General features: G+C 36.8%; 8 protein-coding genes, 1 tRNA gene, 3 rRNA genes, 1 other RNA gene and 5 pseudogenes. 3 read left to right on the forward strand and 15 right to left on the reverse strand.

All coding sequences use genetic code 11. The annotated features are described in order from the left end of the window. Positions 1–25: 25 nt before the first annotated feature. From DYE57_RS10850 to gltB, 15 genes and pseudogenes are all read right to left on the reverse strand, one after another. Complete coding sequence (locus tag DYE57_RS10850; RefSeq protein ID WP_115314011.1) at positions 26–553, reverse strand: GNAT family N-acetyltransferase; 528 nt, start codon at positions 551–553, stop codon at positions 26–28. A 622-nt stretch (positions 554–1,175) separates the two neighbouring features. Then, positions 1,176–1,290 (reverse strand): 5S ribosomal RNA (gene rrf / locus DYE57_RS10855). A 66-nt stretch (positions 1,291–1,356) separates the two neighbouring features. Continuing rightward, a 23S ribosomal RNA gene (locus DYE57_RS10860) occupies positions 1,357–4,278 on the reverse strand. 381 nt (positions 4,279–4,659) lie between these two features. Next, positions 4,660–6,210 (reverse strand): 16S ribosomal RNA (locus DYE57_RS10865). Together the 16S, 23S and 5S rRNA genes form the textbook arrangement of a ribosomal RNA operon. A gap of 563 nt (positions 6,211–6,773) precedes the next feature. Beyond that, entirely contained in the window at positions 6,774–7,370 is a 597-nt protein-coding gene (gene recR, locus DYE57_RS10870) for a recombination mediator RecR (RefSeq protein ID WP_115314012.1), read from the reverse strand. Positions 7,371–7,376: 6 nt separating this feature from the next. Continuing rightward, positions 7,377–7,694 (reverse strand): YbaB/EbfC family nucleoid-associated protein, encoded by a 318-nt coding sequence (locus DYE57_RS10875; RefSeq protein WP_115314013.1) that lies wholly within the window; start codon positions 7,692–7,694, stop codon positions 7,377–7,379. Between the two features lie 88 nt (positions 7,695–7,782). Then, positions 7,783–9,486, reverse strand: a complete 1,704-nt coding sequence (gene dnaX / locus DYE57_RS10880; RefSeq protein ID WP_115314014.1) for a DNA polymerase III subunit gamma/tau — start codon at positions 9,484–9,486, stop codon at positions 7,783–7,785. A 66-nt stretch (positions 9,487–9,552) separates the two neighbouring features. After that, the gene (locus DYE57_RS10885) at positions 9,553–10,083 is read right to left on the reverse strand and encodes a GNAT family N-acetyltransferase (RefSeq protein ID WP_115314015.1); all 531 of its coding nucleotides are present in this window, start codon (positions 10,081–10,083) and stop codon (positions 9,553–9,555) included. Between the two features lie 172 nt (positions 10,084–10,255). Beyond that, positions 10,256–10,525: signal recognition particle sRNA large type (ffs, locus tag DYE57_RS10890), an RNA gene on the reverse strand. A gap of 121 nt (positions 10,526–10,646) precedes the next feature. Beyond that, positions 10,647–11,366: a trehalose operon repressor gene (treR, locus tag DYE57_RS10895; RefSeq protein ID WP_115314016.1), complete on the reverse strand. Its 720-nt coding sequence runs from the start codon at positions 11,364–11,366 to the stop codon at positions 10,647–10,649. Positions 11,367–11,383: 17 nt separating this feature from the next. Continuing rightward, a pseudogene (locus DYE57_RS10900) lies at positions 11,384–13,024 on the reverse strand (alpha,alpha-phosphotrehalase). 49 nt (positions 13,025–13,073) lie between these two features. Next, positions 13,074–14,501 (reverse strand): annotated as a pseudogene (gene treP, locus DYE57_RS10905) (PTS system trehalose-specific EIIBC component). A 243-nt stretch (positions 14,502–14,744) separates the two neighbouring features. Beyond that, positions 14,745–14,837, reverse strand: a tRNA-Ser gene (locus tag DYE57_RS10910). A 62-nt stretch (positions 14,838–14,899) separates the two neighbouring features. Further along, positions 14,900–16,363, reverse strand: a pseudogene (locus tag DYE57_RS10915) (glutamate synthase subunit beta). Positions 16,364–16,381: 18 nt separating this feature from the next. After that, positions 16,382–20,878, reverse strand: a pseudogene (gltB, locus tag DYE57_RS10920) (glutamate synthase large subunit). Positions 20,879–21,068: 190 nt separating this feature from the next. Here gltB and gltC point away from each other — a divergent pair. The 3 genes and pseudogenes from gltC (at position 21,069) to DYE57_RS10935 (ending at position 23,995) form a co-directional block, all read left to right on the forward strand. Next, positions 21,069–21,951 (forward strand): annotated as a pseudogene (gltC, locus tag DYE57_RS12635) (glutamate biosynthesis transcriptional regulator GltC). Between the two features lie 152 nt (positions 21,952–22,103). Next, complete coding sequence (locus tag DYE57_RS10930) at positions 22,104–23,216, forward strand: YibE/F family protein (protein WP_115314017.1); 1,113 nt, start codon at positions 22,104–22,106, stop codon at positions 23,214–23,216. Then, positions 23,213–23,995 (forward strand): YibE/F family protein, encoded by a 783-nt coding sequence (locus DYE57_RS10935; protein ID WP_115314018.1) that lies wholly within the window; start codon positions 23,213–23,215, stop codon positions 23,993–23,995. Before DYE57_RS10930 ends, DYE57_RS10935 begins: the two co-directional genes overlap by 4 nt. The last annotated feature ends 24 nt before the right edge of the window (positions 23,996–24,019 follow it).

A 24,019-nucleotide genomic window follows, 5' to 3' on the forward strand; every position in this document is an offset into this window, starting at 1 on the left:
TCTTTTCAAATACAAATCTAACACCTTATCTTATATGTGATAAATCGTCATCATGTTTATTAATCCAATTTTTCTTGAGTAAACCCATAACATAACAATCTCTGTACTCACCTCTTGTATAAAAATGTTCTTTTAATGTTCCCTCTATTTCAAAATTATTACTTTTATAAATATGTACTGCTTTCTCATTCTTTATATCCACATATAAATATACTTTATTCATATTTAATACTAAAAATGCGTAATCTATTGCCATTTTAAATGCTTTCTTAGCATAACCTTTATTCGCATATTGAGGATCAATAATAATCAACACTTCACATGTTCTATGTATAAAATTAATTTCTAATAGCTCTACAACACCTATAGACTTCGACTTTTCTTCTACAATGAAACGACGCTCTGACTCATCTAAGATATGTTTCTTATATAAATTTTCTAATTCACTCAGTGATTGGTAAGGTTCTTCAAACCAATATGACATAATAGAATACTCATTGTTCAAATAATGAACAAAAGGTAAATCTGTCTCTTCCAATGCCCGAATAATCATAATAAAATCCTTTCCTCTTATATCTATTTAATACTAGTGTATTAAAAAAACAAAAAATACTCTAATACTTTAAACAATTACTATTTAAAACTTGCGCTTAGTATGATAAAAAGAGACATTCAATACTTTCATTTTTCAACGTCTACTTCCAAGTATGATATATTGTCTAATAATTTCCAATAGTTCCTAATAATTCACATTATTAATTAAGGAGATAGGATAGAATTCGTTGTCCCACCCCAGCAACGAAAGCTAGTGTTGAAAAAAGCTTGACTTGATATAAGTGCATTTTCAATTCAGTCATCGATTGCCGATACAAAAGAGACCTGAGACAATGATTGATGTCCGAGGCTATTTAGAACATCAGTCTACTACCATTGGGTACTAAAAAGCTTACTCTACTCAAGATAAGCGCTCTCATCTTTCTTCATTTGTATCCCTCATCAGATTCATTTAGCTCGACTAAATTCGTTGCTCTCGCTTCTTAATTCATTAGCTCCAAACACTTTCTCTTCGTTGAGAATTTTACTTTTTCTATATCAAATACTCTCTATTTTTAAACATAAAAAAAGAGACCTTACGGTCCCGATTCAGCTCATCGCATCCATACGATTTGTATATTGCCTGGCAACGTCCTACTCTAGCGGAACGTCAGTCCGACTACCATCGGCGCTAAGGAGCTTAACTTCTGTGTTCGGCATGGGAACAGGTGTGACCTCCTTGCCATTGTCACCAGACAAGTGAATGTTTATACATTCAAAACTAGATAGTAAGTAAGGTTTTGTGTCGCAAAACATTTTTATTTGATTAAGTCTTCGATCGATTAGTATTCGTCAGCTCCACGTGTCACCACGCTTCCACCTCGAACCTATTAACCTCGTCATCTTCGAGGGATCTTATAACCGAAGTTGGGAAATCTCATCTTGAGGAGGGCTTCATGCTTAGATGCTTTCAGCACTTATCCCGTCCATACATAGCTACCCAGCTATGCCGTTGGCACGACAACTGGTACACCAGAGGTATGTCCATCCCGGTCCTCTCGTACTAAGGACAGCTCCTCTCAAATTTCCTACGCCCACGACGGATAGGGACCGAACTGTCTCACGACGTTCTGAACCCAGCTCGCGTACCGCTTTAATGGGCGAACAGCCCAACCCTTGGGACCGACTACAGCCCCAGGATGCGATGAGCCGACATCGAGGTGCCAAACCTCCCCGTCGATGTGAACTCTTGGGGGAGATAAGCCTGTTATCCCCGGGGTAGCTTTTATCCGTTGAGCGATGGCCCTTCCATATGGAACCACCGGATCACTAAGTCCGTCTTTCGACCCTGCTCGACTTGTAAGTCTCGCAGTCAAGCTCCCTTATGCCTTTACACTCTGTGAATGATTTCCAACCATTCTGAGGGAACCTTTGAGCGCCTCCGTTACCTTTTAGGAGGCGACCGCCCCAGTCAAACTGCCCACCTGACACTGTCTCCCACCACGATAAGTGGTGCGGGTTAGAAAGCCAACACAGCTAGGGTAGTATCCCACCAACGCCTCCACATAAGCTAGCGCTCACGTTTCAATGGCTCCTACCTATCCTGTACAAGCTGTGCCGAATTTCAATATCAGGCTACAGTAAAGCTCCACGGGGTCTTTCCGTCCTGTCGCGGGTAACCTGCATCTTCACAGGTACTATGATTTCACCGAGTCTCTCGTTGAGACAGTGCCCAAATCGTTACGCCTTTCGTGCGGGTCGGAACTTACCCGACAAGGAATTTCGCTACCTTAGGACCGTTATAGTTACGGCCGCCGTTTACTGGGGCTTCGATTCGTGGCTTCGCAGAAGCTAACCACTCCTCTTAACCTTCCAGCACCGGGCAGGCGTCAGCCCCTATACATCACCTTACGGTTTAGCAGAGACCTGTGTTTTTGATAAACAGTCGCTTGGGCCTATTCACTGCGGCTCTTCTGGGCGTAAACCCTAAAGAGCACCCCTTCTCCCGAAGTTACGGGGTCATTTTGCCGAGTTCCTTAACGAGAGTTCGCTCGCTCACCTTAGAATTCTCATCTTGACTACCTGTGTCGGTTTGCGGTACGGGCACCTGTTATCTATCTAGAGGCTTTTCTCGGCAGTGTGAAATCAACGACTCGAGGAAACAATTTCCTCTCCCCATCACAGCTTAGCCTGATGAGTGCCGGATTTGCCTAACACTCAGCCTTACTGCTTAGACGTGCACTCCAACAGCACGCTTCGCCTATCCTACTGCGTCCCCCCATCGATTAAAACGATACTAAGTGGTACAGGAATATCAACCTGTTATCCATCGCCTACGCCTGTCGGCCTCAGCTTAGGACCCGACTAACCCAGAGCGGACGAGCCTTCCTCTGGAAACCTTAGTCAATCGGTGGACGGGATTCTCACCCGTCTTTCGCTACTCACACCGGCATTCTCACTTCTAAACGCTCCACATGTCCTTGCGATCATGCTTCAACGCCCTTAGAACGCTCTCCTACCATTGTCCGAAGGACAATCCACAGCTTCGGTAATATGTTTAGCCCCGGTACATTTTCGGCGCAGTGTCACTCGACTAGTGAGCTATTACGCACTCTTTAAATGATGGCTGCTTCTAAGCCAACATCCTAGTTGTCTGGGCAACGCCACATCCTTTTCCACTTAACATATATTTGGGGACCTTAGCTGGTGGTCTGGGCTGTTTCCCTTTCGAACACGGACCTTATCACCCATGTTCTGACTCCCAAGTTAAATTAATTGGCATTCGGAGTTTGTCTGAATTCGGTAACCCGAGAGAGGCCCCTCGTCCAAACAGTGCTCTACCTCCAATAATCATCACTTGAGGCTAGCCCTAAAGCTATTTCGGAGAGAACCAGCTATCTCCAAGTTCGATTGGAATTTCTCCGCTACCCTCAGTTCATCCGCTCACTTTTCAACGTAAGTCGGTTCGGTCCTCCATTCAGTGTTACCTGAACTTCAACCTGACCAAGGGTAGATCACCTGGTTTCGGGTCTACGACCAAATACTCAACGCCCTATTCAGACTCGCTTTCGCTACGGCTCCACATTCGCTGCTTAACCTTGCATCAGATCGTAACTCGCCGGTTCATTCTACAAAAGGCACGCCATCACCCATTAACGGGCTCTGACTACTTGTAAGCACACGGTTTCAAGTTCTCTTTCACTCCCCTTTCGGGGTACTTTTCACCTTTCCCTCACGGTACTGGTTCACTATCGGTCACTAGAGAGTATTTAGCCTTAGGAGATGGTCCTCCCAGATTCCGACGGAATTTCACGTGCTCCGTCGTACTCAGGATCCACTCAAGAGAGAATACGTTTTCGACTACAGGATTATTACCTTCTTTGATTCATCTTTCCAGATGATTCGTCTAACATGTTCTTTTGTAACTCCGTATAGAGTGTCCTACAACCCCAACAAGCAAGCTTGTTGGTTTGGGCTCTTCCCGTTTCGCTCGCCGCTACTCAGGGAATCGATTTTTCTTTCTTTTCCTCCGGGTACTAAGATGTTTCAGTTCTCCGGGTCTGCCTTCTGACATGCTATGAATTCACATGTCAATAACATGACATCACTCATGTTGGGTTCCCCCATTCGGAAATCTCTGGATCAACGCTTACTTACAGCTACCCAAAGCATATCGTCGTTAGTAACGTCCTTCATCGGCTTCTAGTGCCAAGGCATCCACCGTGCGCCCTTAATAACTTAATCTCTGTTTTCGCTCAACTTTAAGTCAATCGCTTTCATATGGCTTCGTTTCCATTCGTTACCTGAAAAACGATTTCTTTTAAAGTTTAAAACAAAAACACGTTATTAATCTTGTGAGTGTTCTTTCGAACACTAGCGATTATTTATGAATTCAAGCTTATTTAAAACTCTATTCACTCGGTTTTGCTTGGTAAAATCTTTACTTACTTATCTAGTTTTCAATGTACAATGTCTAATTTCAAGTCAAGCATTTGTAACGTTGTCGTTTTCATTAGCCTAATTTTGAAATTATTTTCACTTGAATGATAATAAACATTCAAAACTGAATACAATATGTCACGTTATTCCTCATCTTCTACGAAGATATTCCGAATATATCCTTAGAAAGGAGGTGATCCAGCCGCACCTTCCGATACGGCTACCTTGTTACGACTTCACCCCAATCATTTGTCCCACCTTCGACGGCTAGCTCCAAAAGGTTACTCCACCGGCTTCGGGTGTTACAAACTCTCGTGGTGTGACGGGCGGTGTGTACAAGACCCGGGAACGTATTCACCGTAGCATGCTGATCTACGATTACTAGCGATTCCAGCTTCATATAGTCGAGTTGCAGACTACAATCCGAACTGAGAACAACTTTATGGGGTTTGCTTGACCTCGCGGTTTCGCTGCCCTTTGTATTGTCCATTGTAGCACGTGTGTAGCCCAAATCATAAGGGGCATGATGATTTGACGTCATCCCCACCTTCCTCCGGTTTGTCACCGGCAGTCAACTTAGAGTGCCCAACTTAATGATGGCAACTAAGCTTAAGGGTTGCGCTCGTTGCGGGACTTAACCCAACATCTCACGACACGAGCTGACGACAACCATGCACCACCTGTCACTCTGTCCCCCGAAGGGGAAAACTCTATCTCTAGAGGGGTCAGAGGATGTCAAGATTTGGTAAGGTTCTTCGCGTTGCTTCGAATTAAACCACATGCTCCACCGCTTGTGCGGGTCCCCGTCAATTCCTTTGAGTTTCAACCTTGCGGTCGTACTCCCCAGGCGGAGTGCTTAATGCGTTAGCTGCAGCACTAAGGGGCGGAAACCCCCTAACACTTAGCACTCATCGTTTACGGCGTGGACTACCAGGGTATCTAATCCTGTTTGATCCCCACGCTTTCGCACATCAGCGTCAGTTACAGACCAGAAAGTCGCCTTCGCCACTGGTGTTCCTCCATATCTCTGCGCATTTCACCGCTACACATGGAATTCCACTTTCCTCTTCTGCACTCAAGTTTTCCAGTTTCCAATGACCCTCCACGGTTGAGCCGTGGGCTTTCACATCAGACTTAAAAAACCGCCTACGCGCGCTTTACGCCCAATAATTCCGGATAACGCTTGCCACCTACGTATTACCGCGGCTGCTGGCACGTAGTTAGCCGTGGCTTTCTGATTAGGTGCCGTCAAGACGTGCATAGTTACTTACACATTTGTTCTTCCCTAATAACAGAGTTTTACGATCCGAAGACCTTCATCACTCACGCGGCGTTGCTCCGTCAGGCTTTCGCCCATTGCGGAAGATTCCCTACTGCTGCCTCCCGTAGGAGTCTGGACCGTGTCTCAGTTCCAGTGTGGCCGATCACCCTCTCAGGTCGGCTACGCATCGTTGCCTTGGTAAGCCGTTACCTTACCAACTAGCTAATGCGGCGCGGATCCATCTATAAGTGACAGCAAGACCGTCTTTCACTGTTGAACCATGCGGTTCAACATGTTATCTGGTATTAGCTCCGGTTTCCCGAAGTTATCCCAGTCTTATAGGTAGGTTATCCACGTGTTACTCACCCGTCCGCCGCTAACGTCAGAGGAGCAAGCTCCTCGTCTGTTCGCTCGACTTGCATGTATTAGGCACGCCGCCAGCGTTCATCCTGAGCCAGGATCAAACTCTCCATAAAAAATTATGATGTTTGATTAGCTCATAAATACTAATAGTTTATAACGTTTCGTTACTATTTATTGGAATTAACGTTGACATATTGTCATTCAGTTTTCAATGTTCATTTCGTTACCGACAAGAAGTAATTATACGCTTCATTAAAGACTAAGTCAACAACTTTTTATAATTAATTTCAACATCGATTTTGAAAGTTCGTTAAGTTGTTTCGCTCAACAAATAAATACTATACAGGTTTCGAGATGTTTTAACAACAGTAAAATTTACACTAAATTAACATGACACTTCTGATCCCAAACCAAAAACCGAACTTTTTTACCTAAAAACGAATTAAAAGCCATTATATCATTAAATATCAACTTATATCACATTAAAAAACTTACACTATAGAGCAATTCACAAACTTTGAATGCTTTATTAATTTCTCTAATCTTTATAGGATTTTCGACTTATTCTTACTAATCCCTTCAACATTTTCAAACATACCCCTGTTCTTTAATGAAACCATAACTTTTAATTTTAAAAAAAGACAACACCAACTTGGCATTGTCTTTACGAACATATTTACATTTCAGTTCTTCCTGCAATCGCTTTAGAAAGTGTCACCTCATCTGCGTATTCTAAATCACCGCCGACTGATAACCCTTGTGCTAAGCGTGTGACTTTTATTCCAATAGGTTTAACTAATCTTGAAATATACATAGCAGTAGACTCCCCTTCTAAATTGGGATTCATTGCTAAGATAAGCTCTTTGACTTCATCGTTTTTTAAACGTTCTACTAATGAGGGTATATTAATATCTTCTGGCCCAATCCCATCCATAGGTGAAATTGAACCATGAAGTACGTGATATAATCCTTTATACTCGCGCATTTTTTCCATTGCAATAACGTCTTTATCATCTTCAACTACACAAATCACTGACCAATCGCGTTGTTTGTCCTCACAAATATAACAAGGATTGTTTTCAGTGATGTGTCCACAAACACTGCAGTAAGTAAGCTCTCTCTTAACATCTACTAAGGCCTTAGCAAATTGTACAACATCGTCTTCTTTCATATCTAAAGTATGAAAAGCCAGACGTTGAGCCGTCTTAGGACCAATGCCTGGCAATTTCATAAAACTGTCTATCAGTTTTGAAATAGGTTCTGGATAGTGCATTCTTTATCACATTCCAGGGATATTTAAGCCTTGAGTATGTTTACCTAAACGTTCTTGTGTTAACTCATCAGCTTTATTCATCGCTTCATTTGTAGCTGCTAATACTAAATCTTGAAGCATTTCTACATCTTCTGGATCAACAGCTTCTTCTTTAATCTCAACATCTACGACTTCTTTATGACCTGTAACAATTACAGTGACCATACCTCCACCGGCTGTTCCAGCAACACGTTCTTCTTTTAATTTTTCTTGTTCTTGAGCCATTTTCTTTTGCATTTTTTGCATTTGTTTCATCATTTGTTGCATATTTCCGCCACCGCGCATAATATCATTTCCTCCTCGAAATTAAACAGTTTCTATAAAAAATAAGCTTTTATTACATTATACATACGAATATATTGCTTGTCATGTATCATTCCTCATCAATCATATGTACAGTTTCTTCACCAAATAAGTCTTTTGCTTTTTGAGCAACATCCACGTATTGACTTTGTTTTACGCTATGTTGTTCATTATGATTATCTCCAGAATTACGGTTTTGTAAATACTCAGCTCTTACTCTTAACCATTGATCTGAAGGAACTCCAACAACTTTCACAGATTTATTAACAATATTACATACAACGCTCTCGATATTACTACGTTTTTCTTCATCTTTATTGACGATTTCACAGTGTATTTCTTCATCGAATTTGACTAACACATGATCTTCGCTTGCTGCTACTGGTTCAGAATTTTGAAGTAAGCTTACTAAAGATTTTTTATCATTACTTTTCGCATGGTCTATCACTTCTTGCCAGTGGTTTTTTAATAATTTAATGTCTTCTTTATTAGCCTTGTCTAACACTTTAGCTATCTGTTGTATAGAGAAGGCGTTTTTCGAACGTTGTATTGATCGTACAGGTTTTTTAGATTGTTGATGAGATGATCCGCTACTTACACCTTGTGCTTTCAGAGCTTTCAGTTCACTTTCAAGCTGTTCCAAGCGTTGAAGTAACACTTCATTATCAGGTTCAGTAGCTACAGCAGTTGTTGAAACATTCTGTACAGTTTGTGGTTGATTTTTAATCATTTCCGCAAGTTTAACTAACAGTACCTCGAAATGAACATTTTGATTCACACTAAATCGAATATAGACTAAAGTATCATTAATAACATCAATTATTCGATATAACATATCTAAATCAAAATGAATAAGTGCATCATGTTCAATCGTTTTATCTGATGTTTTATTCATAATGGTATCTCTCACAAAATAAATCATATCATTGATAAGTCGATTAACTTCTTTTCCTTCAGATATAAAATGATGATATCTGTTAAATGCTTCCTTTACGTTACTATTGACGACATCTTTAAATAATTCATTTAAAGATGCTTCATCAACGCTGCCAGTTACATTCAAAGCATCTTGTAACGTTAGGCGCTCATCCCCGAATGCTATGGCTTGATCCATGATACTTAATGCATCACGCATCCCTCCCTCAGAAACTTTAGCAATAAATTCAAGGGCAGCTTCATCGTAGTCTAAAGATTGAGCGTCAGCAACGTATTTTAAACGATTGATAATTTGATCCATACTAATCGCTTTAAAACCAAAACGTTGTGCTCTTGATATAATGGTAGGTGGTATTTTATGAGGCTCTGTCGTTGCTAAAATAAAAATAGCATGTGATGGTGGTTCCTCTAAAGTTTTAAGCAATGCATTAAATGCACCTGTCGTTAACATATGAACTTCATCAATGATATAAACTTTGTATTTAGACTCACTAGGTGCATATTTAACCTTATCTCTAATGTTTCTTATTTCATCCACACCGTTATTACTTGCAGCATCAATTTCAATGACATCAGAATTTGTTCCTTGAGTTATACCTTTACATATTGCACATTCATTACAAGGCTCTCCATCATTACTATTCAGACAATTAATTGCTTTGGCAAATACTTTAGCAATACTTGTTTTACCTGTTCCTCTAGGCCCACTAAAGATATACGCATGCGATTGTTTACCTTTAGATATCGCATTACGTAGCGTTTTAGTTACATGTGTTTGACCCACAACATCATTAAAACTTTGCGGTCTATACATTCGATACAAAGCTTGGTAATCCACGTTAGCACCTCCATTAACAATTACTCATCATTATATCATGCTTGTGACTTTTCTTTACAAATAAAATTAATAAAAAACCTCAGGATAATGAACTACCATGCTAGACCATTCATTAGGATATGGTTTCAATAATTTAACAAGCAACGGATTTTCTACACTAACGTTTTCCATACTTATATGAAATTGTTTAGCTTCTTCATATCCCACCTGCTTAAAATACTCTGAATGACAATTCACAAAAATTGCTTTGTATCCTTGGTTATTTGCTCTTTCTTCTACAGCGTTTAAGAGGGCTTTACCTAAGCCTTGATTTCTAACAGTTGCATCCACAGAAAGTGCACTGATTGCTAAAGCGACTTCTTCTCGACTTTGAGAAAAGAGTGAAACTTCAGCTAGCATGACATGTCCAACCACATCATTTGAATCATTTTTAGCTATAACTTCTAATTCATAATTGTAATTCTCGGACTTTCTTAAATGCTTAACACGTGCTCGGTCTTTCCAACTCATTTCTGGATTTTGGTCATAATTATTTTCAATACTATCTAATGATGTATCGTAATCAACTTCGGTTAATGTACTTAAATAAATCTGCATGTATCCTCCAAATTCAATAGTTGTTGTGTTATGTTACTCCATTACTAAAATGATTCTATATAACGGTATAACCTTAACAAATTATAAAAAATTAATCCATATAATAAAAAAAGCGACTCAACTAAAAGTCACTCAATCATCTATTTTCATTTTTTAAATTAATATTAAAAAACCATGCACCTTCGTATCGAACACATATCATAAACGTTACCGAAGTCGACAGCTAAATCTCGGCTACCCTACGGCACATATGAGGATCCACTTAATGCTGCTTCCGTCAGGACCTGACATGATTCATGGGTTCATATTGCATAGGACCGAAATCTTCAAACACTACGTGCTTCGGGCAGACTTTACAAAAATGCGCCCTCAACAAAGGAATTAAGTCTCGCATAAAGCGGATTTCGAGTACAGGGAACCGCTACCTCCCCACCTAGCACGGCAAAGCTTATAATACTATAATTGAGTATCTCTTTGCAAGCGTAAAAATTTCATTTTTTACTCTTACCTTTATCAAAAAAATTTCAAACATGAAACTTTTCTTAAACTTCAACACAATTTAATTATCGCCGTCTTGAAAACTCTTTAAATTTAAACTCTGTAGCTAAATGCTTTGAAATATTATATTGAAAACATGTGGTATCTTTTAAAAAAACAGTACTTCTGACAGTAGCCGTAAAAGGCGTGAGATGATTCCCAAAAATTTCATAGTCCAAAGATGAAAAAGATTCAAATGTAATTGCTTTACTTGAATAACTTATATCTAATTTCAATTTATTCTCTAAATACGCATAAATTGAGTCTTGAGCTATACCTTTAGTGATTGCCTCAACTACTGATTTCAAGAAGAAATCTTCATCGAAGATTTTCACTTTATTGTGAATAGAACGTGTCCGTTGAATATGAACTAATTTTTCATTGTCAGAAACCTCTAACTCTCTTTGAACTTCAGGAAATGCTTGTGCTTCTACAATTTCGTTTAAAATCACATTTGTTTCGTGTTTAAGATCTAATTCTTCTTTTACTTCTTTAAAGCTAATTAACTCAGAAAATGGAAATTCAGTAATTTCTTGATAAATAACCACTGAACCTTTACCTCGGATTTTTTGAATCATTCCATCTTGTTCTAGCATATGTAATGCTTTTCTAACAGTCTCACGCGAAGCATCATAAGTAGAAACTAAGTCATACTCAGAAGGTAACTGATTACCATAATTTAAATCTTGAGTTAAGATATTACTTTTAAGTTCATTATAAATAGTTAAAAACTTCTTTTGTTTCATGGTTGTTGCCTCATTCTTCAAAATTCATGCGTCTCAATGACTATCGAACCAAAACCAGATATTTCATTATTCGTTATTTTACCATTTTGAATAATAATATCTCCTTCAGTATTTAAATCAGTCGGTAATTTTATAACTTCTTTCGAAAAGTTGGCAATCACAAGCCAAGAAGTAGATTGATAATCACGACGATATGTAAAAAGTTGATCGTGGTTCATATATAAAGGTGTAATATTTCCGTATGTTAAAATATCATAATCGTGACGTAATTCTATCAGTCGTCGATAAGTGTGCAGTACTGAATTGGAATCTTTAATTGCTTGGTCGACATTCACATTTTTGTAATTAGATGTAACATTTATCCATGATTTACCCCTCGTAAAACCAGCTTCTTTACTATTACTCCATTGCATTGGGGTACGTGAATTATCTCTGGATTTCTGACTTAATATTTTTAATATATATTCCTCAGAATAACCTTTACTTTTTAATTCTTTAAAGGCGTTTAAAGATTCAACATCACGGTATTGATCGATAGTTTCAAAACGAGGATTGGTCATACCAATCTCCTCACCTTGATAGATATAAGGTGTACCTTGTAACATGTGTAGTGCAATAGCTAAAGTCTTTGCACTTTTTTGACGTAATTCCTCAGTCGTAGCATCTCCAAATCTAGATACTATTCTTGGTTGATCATGATTACATCAAAATATTGCGTTCCACCCTCCACCTTCATAGATACCTACTTGCCATTCCATTAATCTCTTTGTCAATTGTTGGAAATCATATTCGGCATATGTCCATTTTTCTCCATTGGCGTAATCAACTTTTAAATGATGGAAATTAAAAACACTATTTAATTCTTGTCTTTCAGGTTGAGTGTACTTAATACAATGATTAATAGTCGTTAAAGACATTTCTCCTACGGTCATTAACTCTTTATCACCAAAGGTATGACGATTTAGTTCATTTAAATACTTATGTACATGTGGTCCATCCGTATAGAATTCCTTCCCAATTTTCGAAGAATCCTTGAACTCACCTTTTGATATCAGATTAATGACGTCAAATCTAAAACCGTCAACACCAAAGTCAATCCAATAATTAACAATTTGATATAATTCTTGTCTTACCTTCAGATTGTCCCAATTTAAATCAGCTTGAGAAACATCAAATAAATGTAGATAGTATTCATCCGTTTTATCATCATATTCCCAAGCGTTACCACCAAATTTGGATTCCCAATTTGTTGGTGGTCCATCATCCGATTGTCTAAAGAAATAATAATCTCTTAAAGAACCTTCTTTAGAGGACTGGGCTTCTTTAAACCACTTGTGTTCTGTGGATGTATGATTGATAACAATATCTAACATGATTTTTAAACCTCGATGATGTGCTTCATCTACAAGTCTCTTAAAGTCGTCAATCGTTCCAAATTGCTCATTAATCTGTAAGTAATTACTAATATCGTATCCATTATCATTCATTGGAGATTCATATATAGGTGTAAGCCATAAATAATCGACACCTAAAAACTCTAGATAATCAAACTTTTCAATAATACCATTTAAATCTCCTTTGCCATTTCCAGTCGTATCATTAAATGATTTAGGATAAATTTGATAAACTACCGATTTTCTCCAATCATTCCGTGACATAATTTTCCCACCTTTTAACAATTTTACTTTTAAATTTCACAATTTATCGTTAGTCTGCCACAAATTCTTCTACCATTTCTTTAACTTCTTGTTTGCTTAACTTTGATAGGAAAATGGTTATAAAGAATGGAACAATAATTGCTAAAACCGTAATAATACCATAAATCAACCAAAACTCTTTTTGGATTGAGATAATAGCTGGTACTCCTCCGACACTTACTTTTCCTAAAACTTGGTTAGCTCCGATAATTCCACCTAACACACAAGATGTAGATATTGCTGCGATAAATGGATATTTCAATGGCAAATTGACACCAAACAAAGCGGGTTCAGTAACTCCAAGCAGTCCTGACACTCCTGATGTTAAAGCTAAGCCTTATTTCTTAGACATCCGACGTCGTTTATAGACATACCAAGCCCCAAAAGTTGTATAACCTTGACATATATTTGAGATGGCTACTATCGGCCATAAATATGTGCCTCCTAATCGACTACCCATCAACTGAAAATCAACAGCTAAGAACATATGGTGTAAACCTGTAATAACAAGCGGTGCATAAACCAAGCCATAGATAGCTCCACCAAGCCAACCAACGTGTTCAAAAACAAAAGTAACTGCGTTGGTAATACCAGTACCAATAAGAAGTACGACAGGACCAACAATAATAAACGCTAAGAATCCAGTCACAAGCAAAGCAACTGGTCCAACAACGAGCACTTTAATGGAGGCATGAACTACTTTGTTTAATACTTTTTCAAGTTTTGCTAAAATATACGTTGCTATAAGAACCAGCAATACCTGTCCTTGATAATTAAGTTGTTTAATATGTAAACCAAATATATTCCAAGTTGGTATATTCGTTTTGCCGATATCGTATTGAGAGACAAGTTGGAGATTCACCGAGCACTAAACCTAATATAGGACTCCCACCAAATACTCTCATACTACTCCATCCAATTAAAGCTGGTAAAAATATGAAAGCTGTGTTTGCAATCACATTGATGATATCGGAAATATCTGCAATTTGTGGATACATTTCAATTAATTTTTCAGGGCCAAATAAACCTTTCATAGTAAGTATATTGCTAATACCCATGAGTAAACCTGCAGTAACTATAGCCGGCAATATAGGGATGAAAATGTCTCCCAATAATTTAATTAAACGTTGTAATGGATTACCCTTTTGTGCAGCTGCTTTTTTTTCTCATTTTTTGATGATGCTTCAACGCCTGTTTCTTCAATAAATTGTTTATATACTTCATCTACTGTACCAGGTCCTATAACTATTTGATATTGATGGTCTGCTTTAAATTGTCCTTTTACTAGTAGATTTTCATCTAATACAGTTTTATCAACTTCACTATCATTTTTTAGCACTAATCTTAGACGTGTTACACAGTGTGTTGCTTTATCTAAATTTTGCTTTCCACCAATTGCTTCAACAATGGCATTTACATCTTTTCTTTTTACAGCCATACATTTCACTCCCTTACTTTCTTATAAAAAGTATAACTTGTCTAGATAAGTTATATAAAGGCTTACATGAAATCGTAAAAAAATAGATACTGGCCATTCTAAATTTAACTCCTCTAAATAATGGATTAATTCCGAAATTTCGCTCGTGTTTATAAAGATTACAAATACAATATAAAAAAGGCAAATACTCATTAAAATAAGTACTTGCCTTTTGTATCTATTAGTCTTGGAATTTAATTCTAATGGCGGAGGAAGAGGGATTCGAACCCCCGCGGCCCGTTAAGGCCCTGTCGGTTTTCAAGACCGATCCCTTCAGCCGGACTTGGGTATTCCTCCAAAGAACACAATAACAATCATATAATAGCGTTCATTAAAAGTCAATATAATTATTATTGTATCTACACTAGAATTTTATTACTTAAATATTTATCAACTGACTGGGCAATAGCACGACCTTCTTTAATGGCCCAAACAACTAAACTTTGCCTGCGTCGAGCATCCCCTGCTGCAAAAATTTTAGGATGATTAGTTTGGAAGTCAACATTGTTTGCTACAATCTTATTACGTTCAGTATGAATCTCAAAAGCATGTGGAACAGTTGTCTCCGTTCCAATAAAACCGATAGATAATAAGACTAAGTCAGCAAGCCAAAATCGTTCAGGCCCATCTTCTATGACCATACCATCAGACGTTTCCTTTAATATTTGAGTGTATAGTCCTCTAACATTACCTTGATCGTCTACATCATATCGCATTGTTTGAACTCCTTAAGCACGTGGCTCTTGACCGAACTTAGCTTCATATTCTTTATGGGCATAATCCATCTTAAATACAGGCATTGCCAGAGGCCATGAGGTGTTACTTTCAAAAGTTATTTCTTCGGGTTGCTTAGTATATTTATTAAACTGAACGATAGATTTACAGTTCTCACGCAACGCAGTAGCCACACAATCGGCTTCAGTATCACCAGCACCTATGATTATAACATTCTTATCTTTAGCAGTGATAGATACATCATCAATCTCACCATTTAAATACTGAGTTTGTTCAGTGAGGTAAATCCATAGCGAAGCGTATTCCAAGCCCCATGCGTCCCTCTAAAGGTAAGTCTCTTGCATTTTGAGAACCTGTACAAAGAATAATTGCATCAAACATCTCTTCAAGTGTTTCTCGACTCATATCAACACCAATTTCGACACCTGTTTTAAAAACAATTCCTGCCTCCTTCATCAATGATATCCTGCGACGAACAACTTCTTTATCTAGTTTCATATTCGGTATACCATACATTAGTAAACCACCAGATTCATGCGCTTTTTCATACACTGTCACTTTAAACCTTTAATATTCAATTCTTCTGCTGCTGTAAGTCCAGCTGGCCCACTACCTACAATTGCAATTGTTTGGGGTTTATTGTCTTCAGGATATTTAGGTTGAACCCATCCGTTATCATACGCTTCATCTATAATCGTACGTTCGATACCTTTAATCGCTACTGACTCCCTATTAATTTTCATGACACAAGAATTTTCACAAGGGGCTGGACATACTCTTCCAGTAAATTCAGAAAAATTATTTGTTTCGCTTAATCTCTCATATGCCGTTTTAAAATCTTGATGATAGACTAAATCATTCCATTCAGGAATGTAGTTTCCTATAGGACAACCTATCGTTTCTCTTCCATAAGGTTGACCTGTTTGACAAAATGGTGTCCCACAATCCATACAACACGCACCTTGAATTGAGGCATCCTCCTTTGTAAAACGTTGTTGAAACACTTCATGATTAGAAAGACGGTCTACCAAAGACAATTCTGATAGAGACTGTTTATTATATTTCATAAATCCTTTAAATTCGCCCATGATAAATCCCTCACTTTCCTAATAGATAACTGCTGGTTGTAATTCTTTTTCAATATTTTTTCTATCATCGTAGAACGCTGCAAGTGTTGCCTCGTCTTCACGTTCAATTTTACGTTTTTGTAAATCAATCTTTTGCATCATTAATTTATAGTCTTTTGGAATAACTTTCACTACAAATTGTTCAACACTTTCAAATTGATCCAATAATTTTTGAGCTTTAGTACTATGAGTATATTTATAATGCGCTTCAAGCATCTCTCTAATTAGAGTCTTTTCTTCTTCATGACACACATCACTAAATTCTAAAGTTTCCAGTACATTTACCTTTTTAAATCTTTCTACATCTGAAGGGAAGATATAACTCACACCACCACTCATACCTTGACCAAAGTTTTTACCTACATCTCTTAAAATAATGACATGTCCGCCAGTCATATATTCGAGTTCATGATCACCAATACCTTCTACTACGACATCAGCCCCACTATTTCTTATACAAAAACGTTCTTCTGCCTTACCATTGATATAAGCTTTACCTTTGGACGCTCCATAAAAGTTAACATTACCAACAATAATTTCATTTTCTCTTTTAACATTAGGTGCTTTAACAATAACCGTTCCACCGGATAAGCCTTTCCCAACATAATCGTTGGCATCACCTGTATGATGTATGGTTAAACCTTTCGGTGCATAGGCAGCTAAACTTTGTCCCGCATGACCTTCTGTATATACAAAAATTGTATCTTCAGGCAATCCTTCTTCACCGTAATGTCTTGTAATAGAACTACCTGTAATAACACCTACATCGCGTTGTTCATTATTTATAACATAACTACCAGTAAATGAATGACCACTCTCAATACTGTGTTTCGCATCTGGATATAAATAATTTAGATCAAAACCTATATCCAATGGATGTTGTTAAGAAATTTCCTTTGTATTCGGTCCATCAAAGTATTCGATTAAATTCTCTATTTGAATTGTAGCCGCTTTACTTCCAACTTTTAGTTGAGACGAACGCTTAAGAAAATCTGTACGTCCAACTAACTCTTCTACCGTTTCTAAACCTAATGAAGCTAAAATTTCCCTTAGTTCCTCAGCAACAAAGTACATAAAATTCACAACATATTGTGCCTTTCCTCTAAATAGAGCACGTAGATCTTTGTTTTGTGTCGCCACACCTACTAGACATGTACCGTTATGACACACTCTCATCATAATGCAACCTAAAACAACGAGCGGAGCTGTGGCAAAGCCAAATTCTTCTGCCCCAAGCGCACATGCGTATGCAACATCCTTTCCTGTTAGCAACTTACCATCCGTTTCTAATTTCACACGGCTACGTAAATGATTGAGTTTCAGTGTTTGGTGTGTTTCAGCTAGACCGATTTTCCAAGGTACACCTACATGCTGAATACTTGTCTTAGGTGATGCCCCAGTTCCACCATCGTAACCACTAATCACGATTTTGTCTGCAAAAGCTTTTACTACGCCTGAAGCTATTGTACCTACTCCTGTTTTGGATACGAGTTTAACTGCAATATCTGCCTCTATATTTGAATTTTTCAAATCATGTATAAGTTGAGCTAAATCCTCTATTGAATATATATCATGATGAGGTGGCGGAGATATCAAACCGATACCTACTGTTGAACCCCTAGTTTCAGCTATCCATGGATACACTTTTGAACTAGGTAACTGACCCACCTTCCCCTGGCTTAGCGCCTTGCGCAACTTTTATTTGAATTTCTCTAGCGTGTTGCAAATAGTCACTCGTTGCACCAAAACGACCAGATGCAACTTGTTTTATCGCACTTATTTTATTGCTACCATCTTTTTGAGTTTCATAACGTGATGGGTCTTCGCCGCCTTCGCCACTGTTACTCTTACCACCTATTTGATTCATCGCTTGAGCTAACGTCTCATGTGCTTCTGCTGAAATAGACCCATAACTCATCGCACCAGTGTTAAAACGTTTAACAATCTCACTTGCAGGTTCAACTCTACTAATATCTATCGCACGTTGAGGTTTGAATCCTAACAAATGTCGTATATGATCAATACGTTTAAAATTTACTTCCTCTGAAAATTCCTTAAATAGCTCATAATTATTGTCTCTACATGCATGTTGTAACAGGAAAATTATACGAGGATTAAAGGCATGATGCTGACCTTGTTGTCTCCATTGGAATGTACTTCCTGATTCAAGGTAGTCTGACGCACCACTTTGTCTAGCTTTATTCTCCTCATCAATTTGTTCAATACTAATACCAGATAATTTCGATTGAGTACCCGTGAAATATTGATCAATAACTTTTTGAGATAAACCAATCGCTTCAAAAATTTGTGCACCTTGATAACTTTGAACCGTAGAAATCCCCATTTTAGCCATCACTTTAATAACACCTTCAGATATTACATTAGAGTATATGTGTCGACGTTCCTAGTCACTTCATCTGAAAGCTGTCCTTGGAGCGTTAATTGTTCAATCGTACGCTGAGTAAAATAAGGTACCACCGCATTTGCACCATATCCGAGCAGACAAGCAACATGGTGAACTTCTCTAGTTTCTCCCGATTAAACAACTAGACTAGTCTCCATTCTTAAACCTTCACGAATTAATAATTGGTGAATATGACTCAATGCTAGTAACATTGGCATCGCATAACCACTCTCATTTACAAGTGGCTTATCATCTAAAACTAAAATTTTTGCGCCATTTTTAACAGCTTTTATCGCTTGTTTGCCTAAGTCAGTTAAACTATTCTCAAGTTGATCAGTATATAACGTAGATAGATATGTCACTTTGAAACGTGTTACATCTATAGTTGCCAACTGAGCCTCAGTTAAGACTGTTTTTTTTAATTGGATACGTTGTAACGCAGAAACATCAGGATGAAGTAAATTTCCTTCGCCACCTAAATAGGATAGTTCGCTAGTGACGATTTTCTCTCGATATGCGTCAATTGGAGGGTTTGTTACTTGTGCAAACAATTGTTTAAAATAATTAAACAATGATTCAGGCTTATCATTCAGTACAGCAATAGGTGCATCATAACCCATAGCTCCAATAGGATCTTTCCTATTTGTTACTAACTCCGTCATATATTTGCTTATATCTTCTTTTGTATAAGCGAACTGTTTTTGTAAACGGAATAATGTATCATCACTCCACTCAGAAGGTTGATAGTCAATATTATCTAAATCATACGACGTCTTATTCTCTTTTAACCATTGTTCGTAAGGTAACTCATTCGCAATATCTGCTTTCAACTCATTATTCTCTACAACTTTATTTTGTAAAAAGTCGACCAACAATAGCTTTCCTGAATTCAATTGCCCCTTAAAAGCCACATTTTCTTCAGGAACGTCAATTACACCTACCTCAGATGAAAAAACAATAAAATTATCTTTAGTTATAGTGTAACGACCTGGCCTTAATCCATTACGATCGGTAAGTGCACCAATTTTATCTCCATTACAGAACGAAATCATTGTTGGTCCATCCCATGGTTCCATTAAATAACTATAAAATTCATAAAAAGCTCTTACATTTTTATCATTCGATTTATTATATAACCACGGTTCTGGAATCAAGAGCATTACTGCTTTTTCTGGTTCCATAGCTAACAATAGAAATTCTAAAGCATTGTCTACAATAGCTGAATCACTTACGTCCTCATCTACGTTAAAACGAACTTTATTTTTTCATCTTTAAACAATGTTTCAACGAGTTTACTTTGTCGCGCTCTCATCCAATTAACGTTACCTTTTATCGTATTGATTTCACCATTATGCATAAGCATACGATTAGGATGTGCACGTTTCCAACTTGGGAACGTATTTGTACTAAATCTAGAGTGTATAAGTCCTAACTTAGATTGAAAGTTTTCATTCTGCAAATCTAGATAAAGACCCTTAATTTGATCGGAACGTAACCAACCTTTATACGCTATTGTTCTATTTGATAAACTTGTAAAATATATATCTAACGAGTGTTCCTCACCATATTTTTCAATTTGCTTTCTTGCTAAAAATAGTTGTTTTTCAACTTCTTTAACTCCTCTAATATTTACAAATACTTGTTGAATATAAGGCATAGTATCTGCAACATGCTCAGCAATAGCATTTGTATCTACAGGAACATCTCGATATCCAATAACTTTAAATCCTTCTCTTTCAAAGTAATGATTAAATTTCGTTTCATGTATAGAGTCTTTCACTTGTTCATTAGAAAAAATAATCCCACGGCATAATGACCTTCACCGGGAACTTGTATATCTGATAATTGATCAAAAAACTTAAATGGAATTTCTGTCATAATCCCTGCGCCATCTCCAGTGATACCATCAGCCCCAACACCGCCACGATGATCTAGTCGACGCAACATTTCTAAAGATTTTTAATAATATCGTGAGATCTTTTATTATCCATATTGGAATAAAACCCAATACCACACGCATCATGTTCTTCACGATAATCATATAACCCCTTTTTTAACTTCTCATTGTACATGATGCACACTCCATTATTAGAATTTTATGACAATTTTGGTTTGATAATAATTATTATAATGTAATATATTTATCTGTTCAATATATAAATTAGATTAAACCTATCTAATAATTAGAATGATTTAGCAGAGTATTGCTATATTAGTTTTGTTTACAGAATTTTAATATGGAGTTTAGGAGGGGTTTACATTATGGATATAAAGCAACTTAAATATTTTGTAAAGGTCGCACGTCGTGAACATATTTCAGATGCTGTACTAGAGTTGAATATAGCTCAATCTGCCATTAGTCGACAAATTAATCAACTTGAAAAGGAATTAAATGTCATACTTTTTAAAAGAAGTGGACGAAATATTATCTTAACTACAGAAGGTAAGCAGTTACTCTCTCAAGCTACTCAAATATTAGATCAAATCGATAAGACTGTTCAATCTTTTCAACAGCAATCTTCTACTGACCGACGTACAATTTATGTGGGTTATGAGGAAAGTGACGTATCACAAATGATGTTACCGCTCATTCAATCTTTTGAACAACAAAGTACTAGTATTATGACTCCACAATTGATGTGCTATAAGACAATGATGGAAGACTTAATTACAGGTGTGTTAGACATAGGAATAACCGAATTGACTGAGGAAATCACAACTGAATCACAACTGCAAATGATGCCTTTATTTGAAGAAAATTATCATATATATGTACCTAAAGATCATCCTATCGCTTATGTCAATTCATCCCTTACTGTCTCAATTTGAAACTGAACCTTTATATTGCCTCACACCGTTTGCCAAAAGCATCAAAAACAAATTGAAGGTAGCGACAAAGTCTAAAGTACACTTCCTATCAAACAAACAACTAGCACAATATGTCTTACGTCAAAATAAAAGTTTTGTGATTTGTTCTCAAAACATCAATTTAAATGACAATAATGAATGGGTAGACATTCCACTCATACATACAGAACTAAAGCGTACAATATGCGCAGTCACACGGTTTGATAATAAAAAAACGGACATTAAATTAGCATGGAACTTGATTTACAAATTAATGAACAAAACAACACCATACTAATGGTTAAATGATTTATTATTTGATTCTTACCTATCAGCTATCAATACTAAAATTTCAATTAACATTCTTTATAAATTTTTGTAATCAATAAATAATGGTCGTATAATCACTATATCAATTTAATTGAATAAATTGAGAATTGAGGTTTTAAAATGCAATTCAAAACTTTTTTTAAAAATCCTTTCTCTTGGATGTTGATTACTTTTGGCTGTTTATTTTTGACTGCTTTTATATTTACATTTTTTAATGATAAATTTTATAATATGCCAATCGGTCAAATCACTCAAGTCAATCATGTTCATTCCGAAAAGGTTACAGATAAACAACATAACAAAGACATAAAATACAAGGAGAAGCTAACTCTAAAGATTCTAAATGGCAAATTTAAAGGGCAAACAACCACGATTGACCACCAATATATGAAATCACAAGTAGATTCAGAATCATTCTCAAAAAATGATAAAGTTTTATTACATATTTCTAAAAAAACTAGTGATGCAAATATTATAGAGAAAAAACGTGATAGTTTAGTTGTTGCAATTACAGGAGTTTTTCTACTGACTATCCTAATTGTTGGAAGAAAAGTAGGTCTTCAGTCTATACTGTCACTGATTGTAAATACTATTGCCGTAATAGGCACAATATATATACACAATCAACACGGTCAAACCAACCTTTTCTTATTAATGACAGGCGCAATTATTTTCGCAACTTCACTCACACTATTACTTGTCACGGGTTGGCATATGAGAACACTCGTTACCATAATAAGTGCACTCATAGGTACTTTCTTATGCGTGAGTATCACTCATATAATTATTAAATTGACAGGTGGTAATGGTATAAAATATGAAACTATGACATTCCTAACACTCCCACCTAAAGACGTATTTCTAGCTTCCGTCTTAATAGGAACATTAGGTGCAGTTATGGACGTAGCTATTACAATTGCAAGTGGTATGTATGAAATTCTTCAACGTACACCCACTATTTCAATGAGACGCTGGGCACTCGCTGGTCGTAATATTGGACAAGATATCATGGGTACAATGACGAATATTTTACTCTTTTCTTATTTATCCGGTAGCTTACCAATGTTTCTGATTTACTTAAAAAATACCAATACAATTACTTACACAATTTCAATGAACTGGTCATTAGAAGTTGCTAGAGCAATAACTGGTGGTATTGGCATTGTCTTAACTATACCTATAACCATTGCATTGATGGAAATTTGGTTTAAATTGCGAGGTGTTAAACAATGAGTGTCATTACTATCCTAGGACTCTTACTACTTATTTTAATGATGATTTTCGGAGGTAAGAAAGGACTCATATCTTTCTTTACATTATTTTTAAACTTCATCATTCTTATTATAAGTATCCTCTTAATTATTTTTGGTACACCTATTTATTTAGTTACATTTTTCTTTTGCATTGTCATAGCAGCAATTAATTTATTCGTTTTAAATAGTTATAATGTAAAAACGCAGGCAGCTTTTATTGGCACTATTGTAACAACTCTAATTTTAATATTATTGATTTTCTTTTCAATAAAACTAGGTCACCTTCAAGGATTCGCCACAGAACAACAAGATGAAACATACGTCTACTCGATGAATATTGGAATTGATATGGTGCAATTTATGGTATTTACAATTGTTTTAGCAGTCATAGCCGCTGTTATTGATTTAGCTATTACCATTAGTTCACCCATGTACGAATTAAATGAAACTAATCCAAATTTAAATCAACATCAACTATTTCAATCAGGTATGCGCGTGGGGAGAGAGATTCTAGCAACCTCTGCTAACACAATTTATTTAGCCTATTTTGGTGGTCAATTGACGTTATTCTTTTGGTTCTTTAAATTGCATTATTCCTTTGGACACATCATTAACTCTAAGATATTCACACAAGAATTCGTTTCTATTCTTCTTGGAGGAATCGCTGTAACCATAAGTATCCCGATTACTGCTTGGATTACAGCATTTATGATTAAACGTACGAACTATAAAAGCTCCTCTACTACACAAAAGCATTAAAAATATCCCACTGCTATTGTGTTT

Source organism: Staphylococcus saccharolyticus, assembly GCF_900458815.1.
Taxonomy (GTDB): domain Bacteria; phylum Bacillota; class Bacilli; order Staphylococcales; family Staphylococcaceae; genus Staphylococcus; species Staphylococcus saccharolyticus.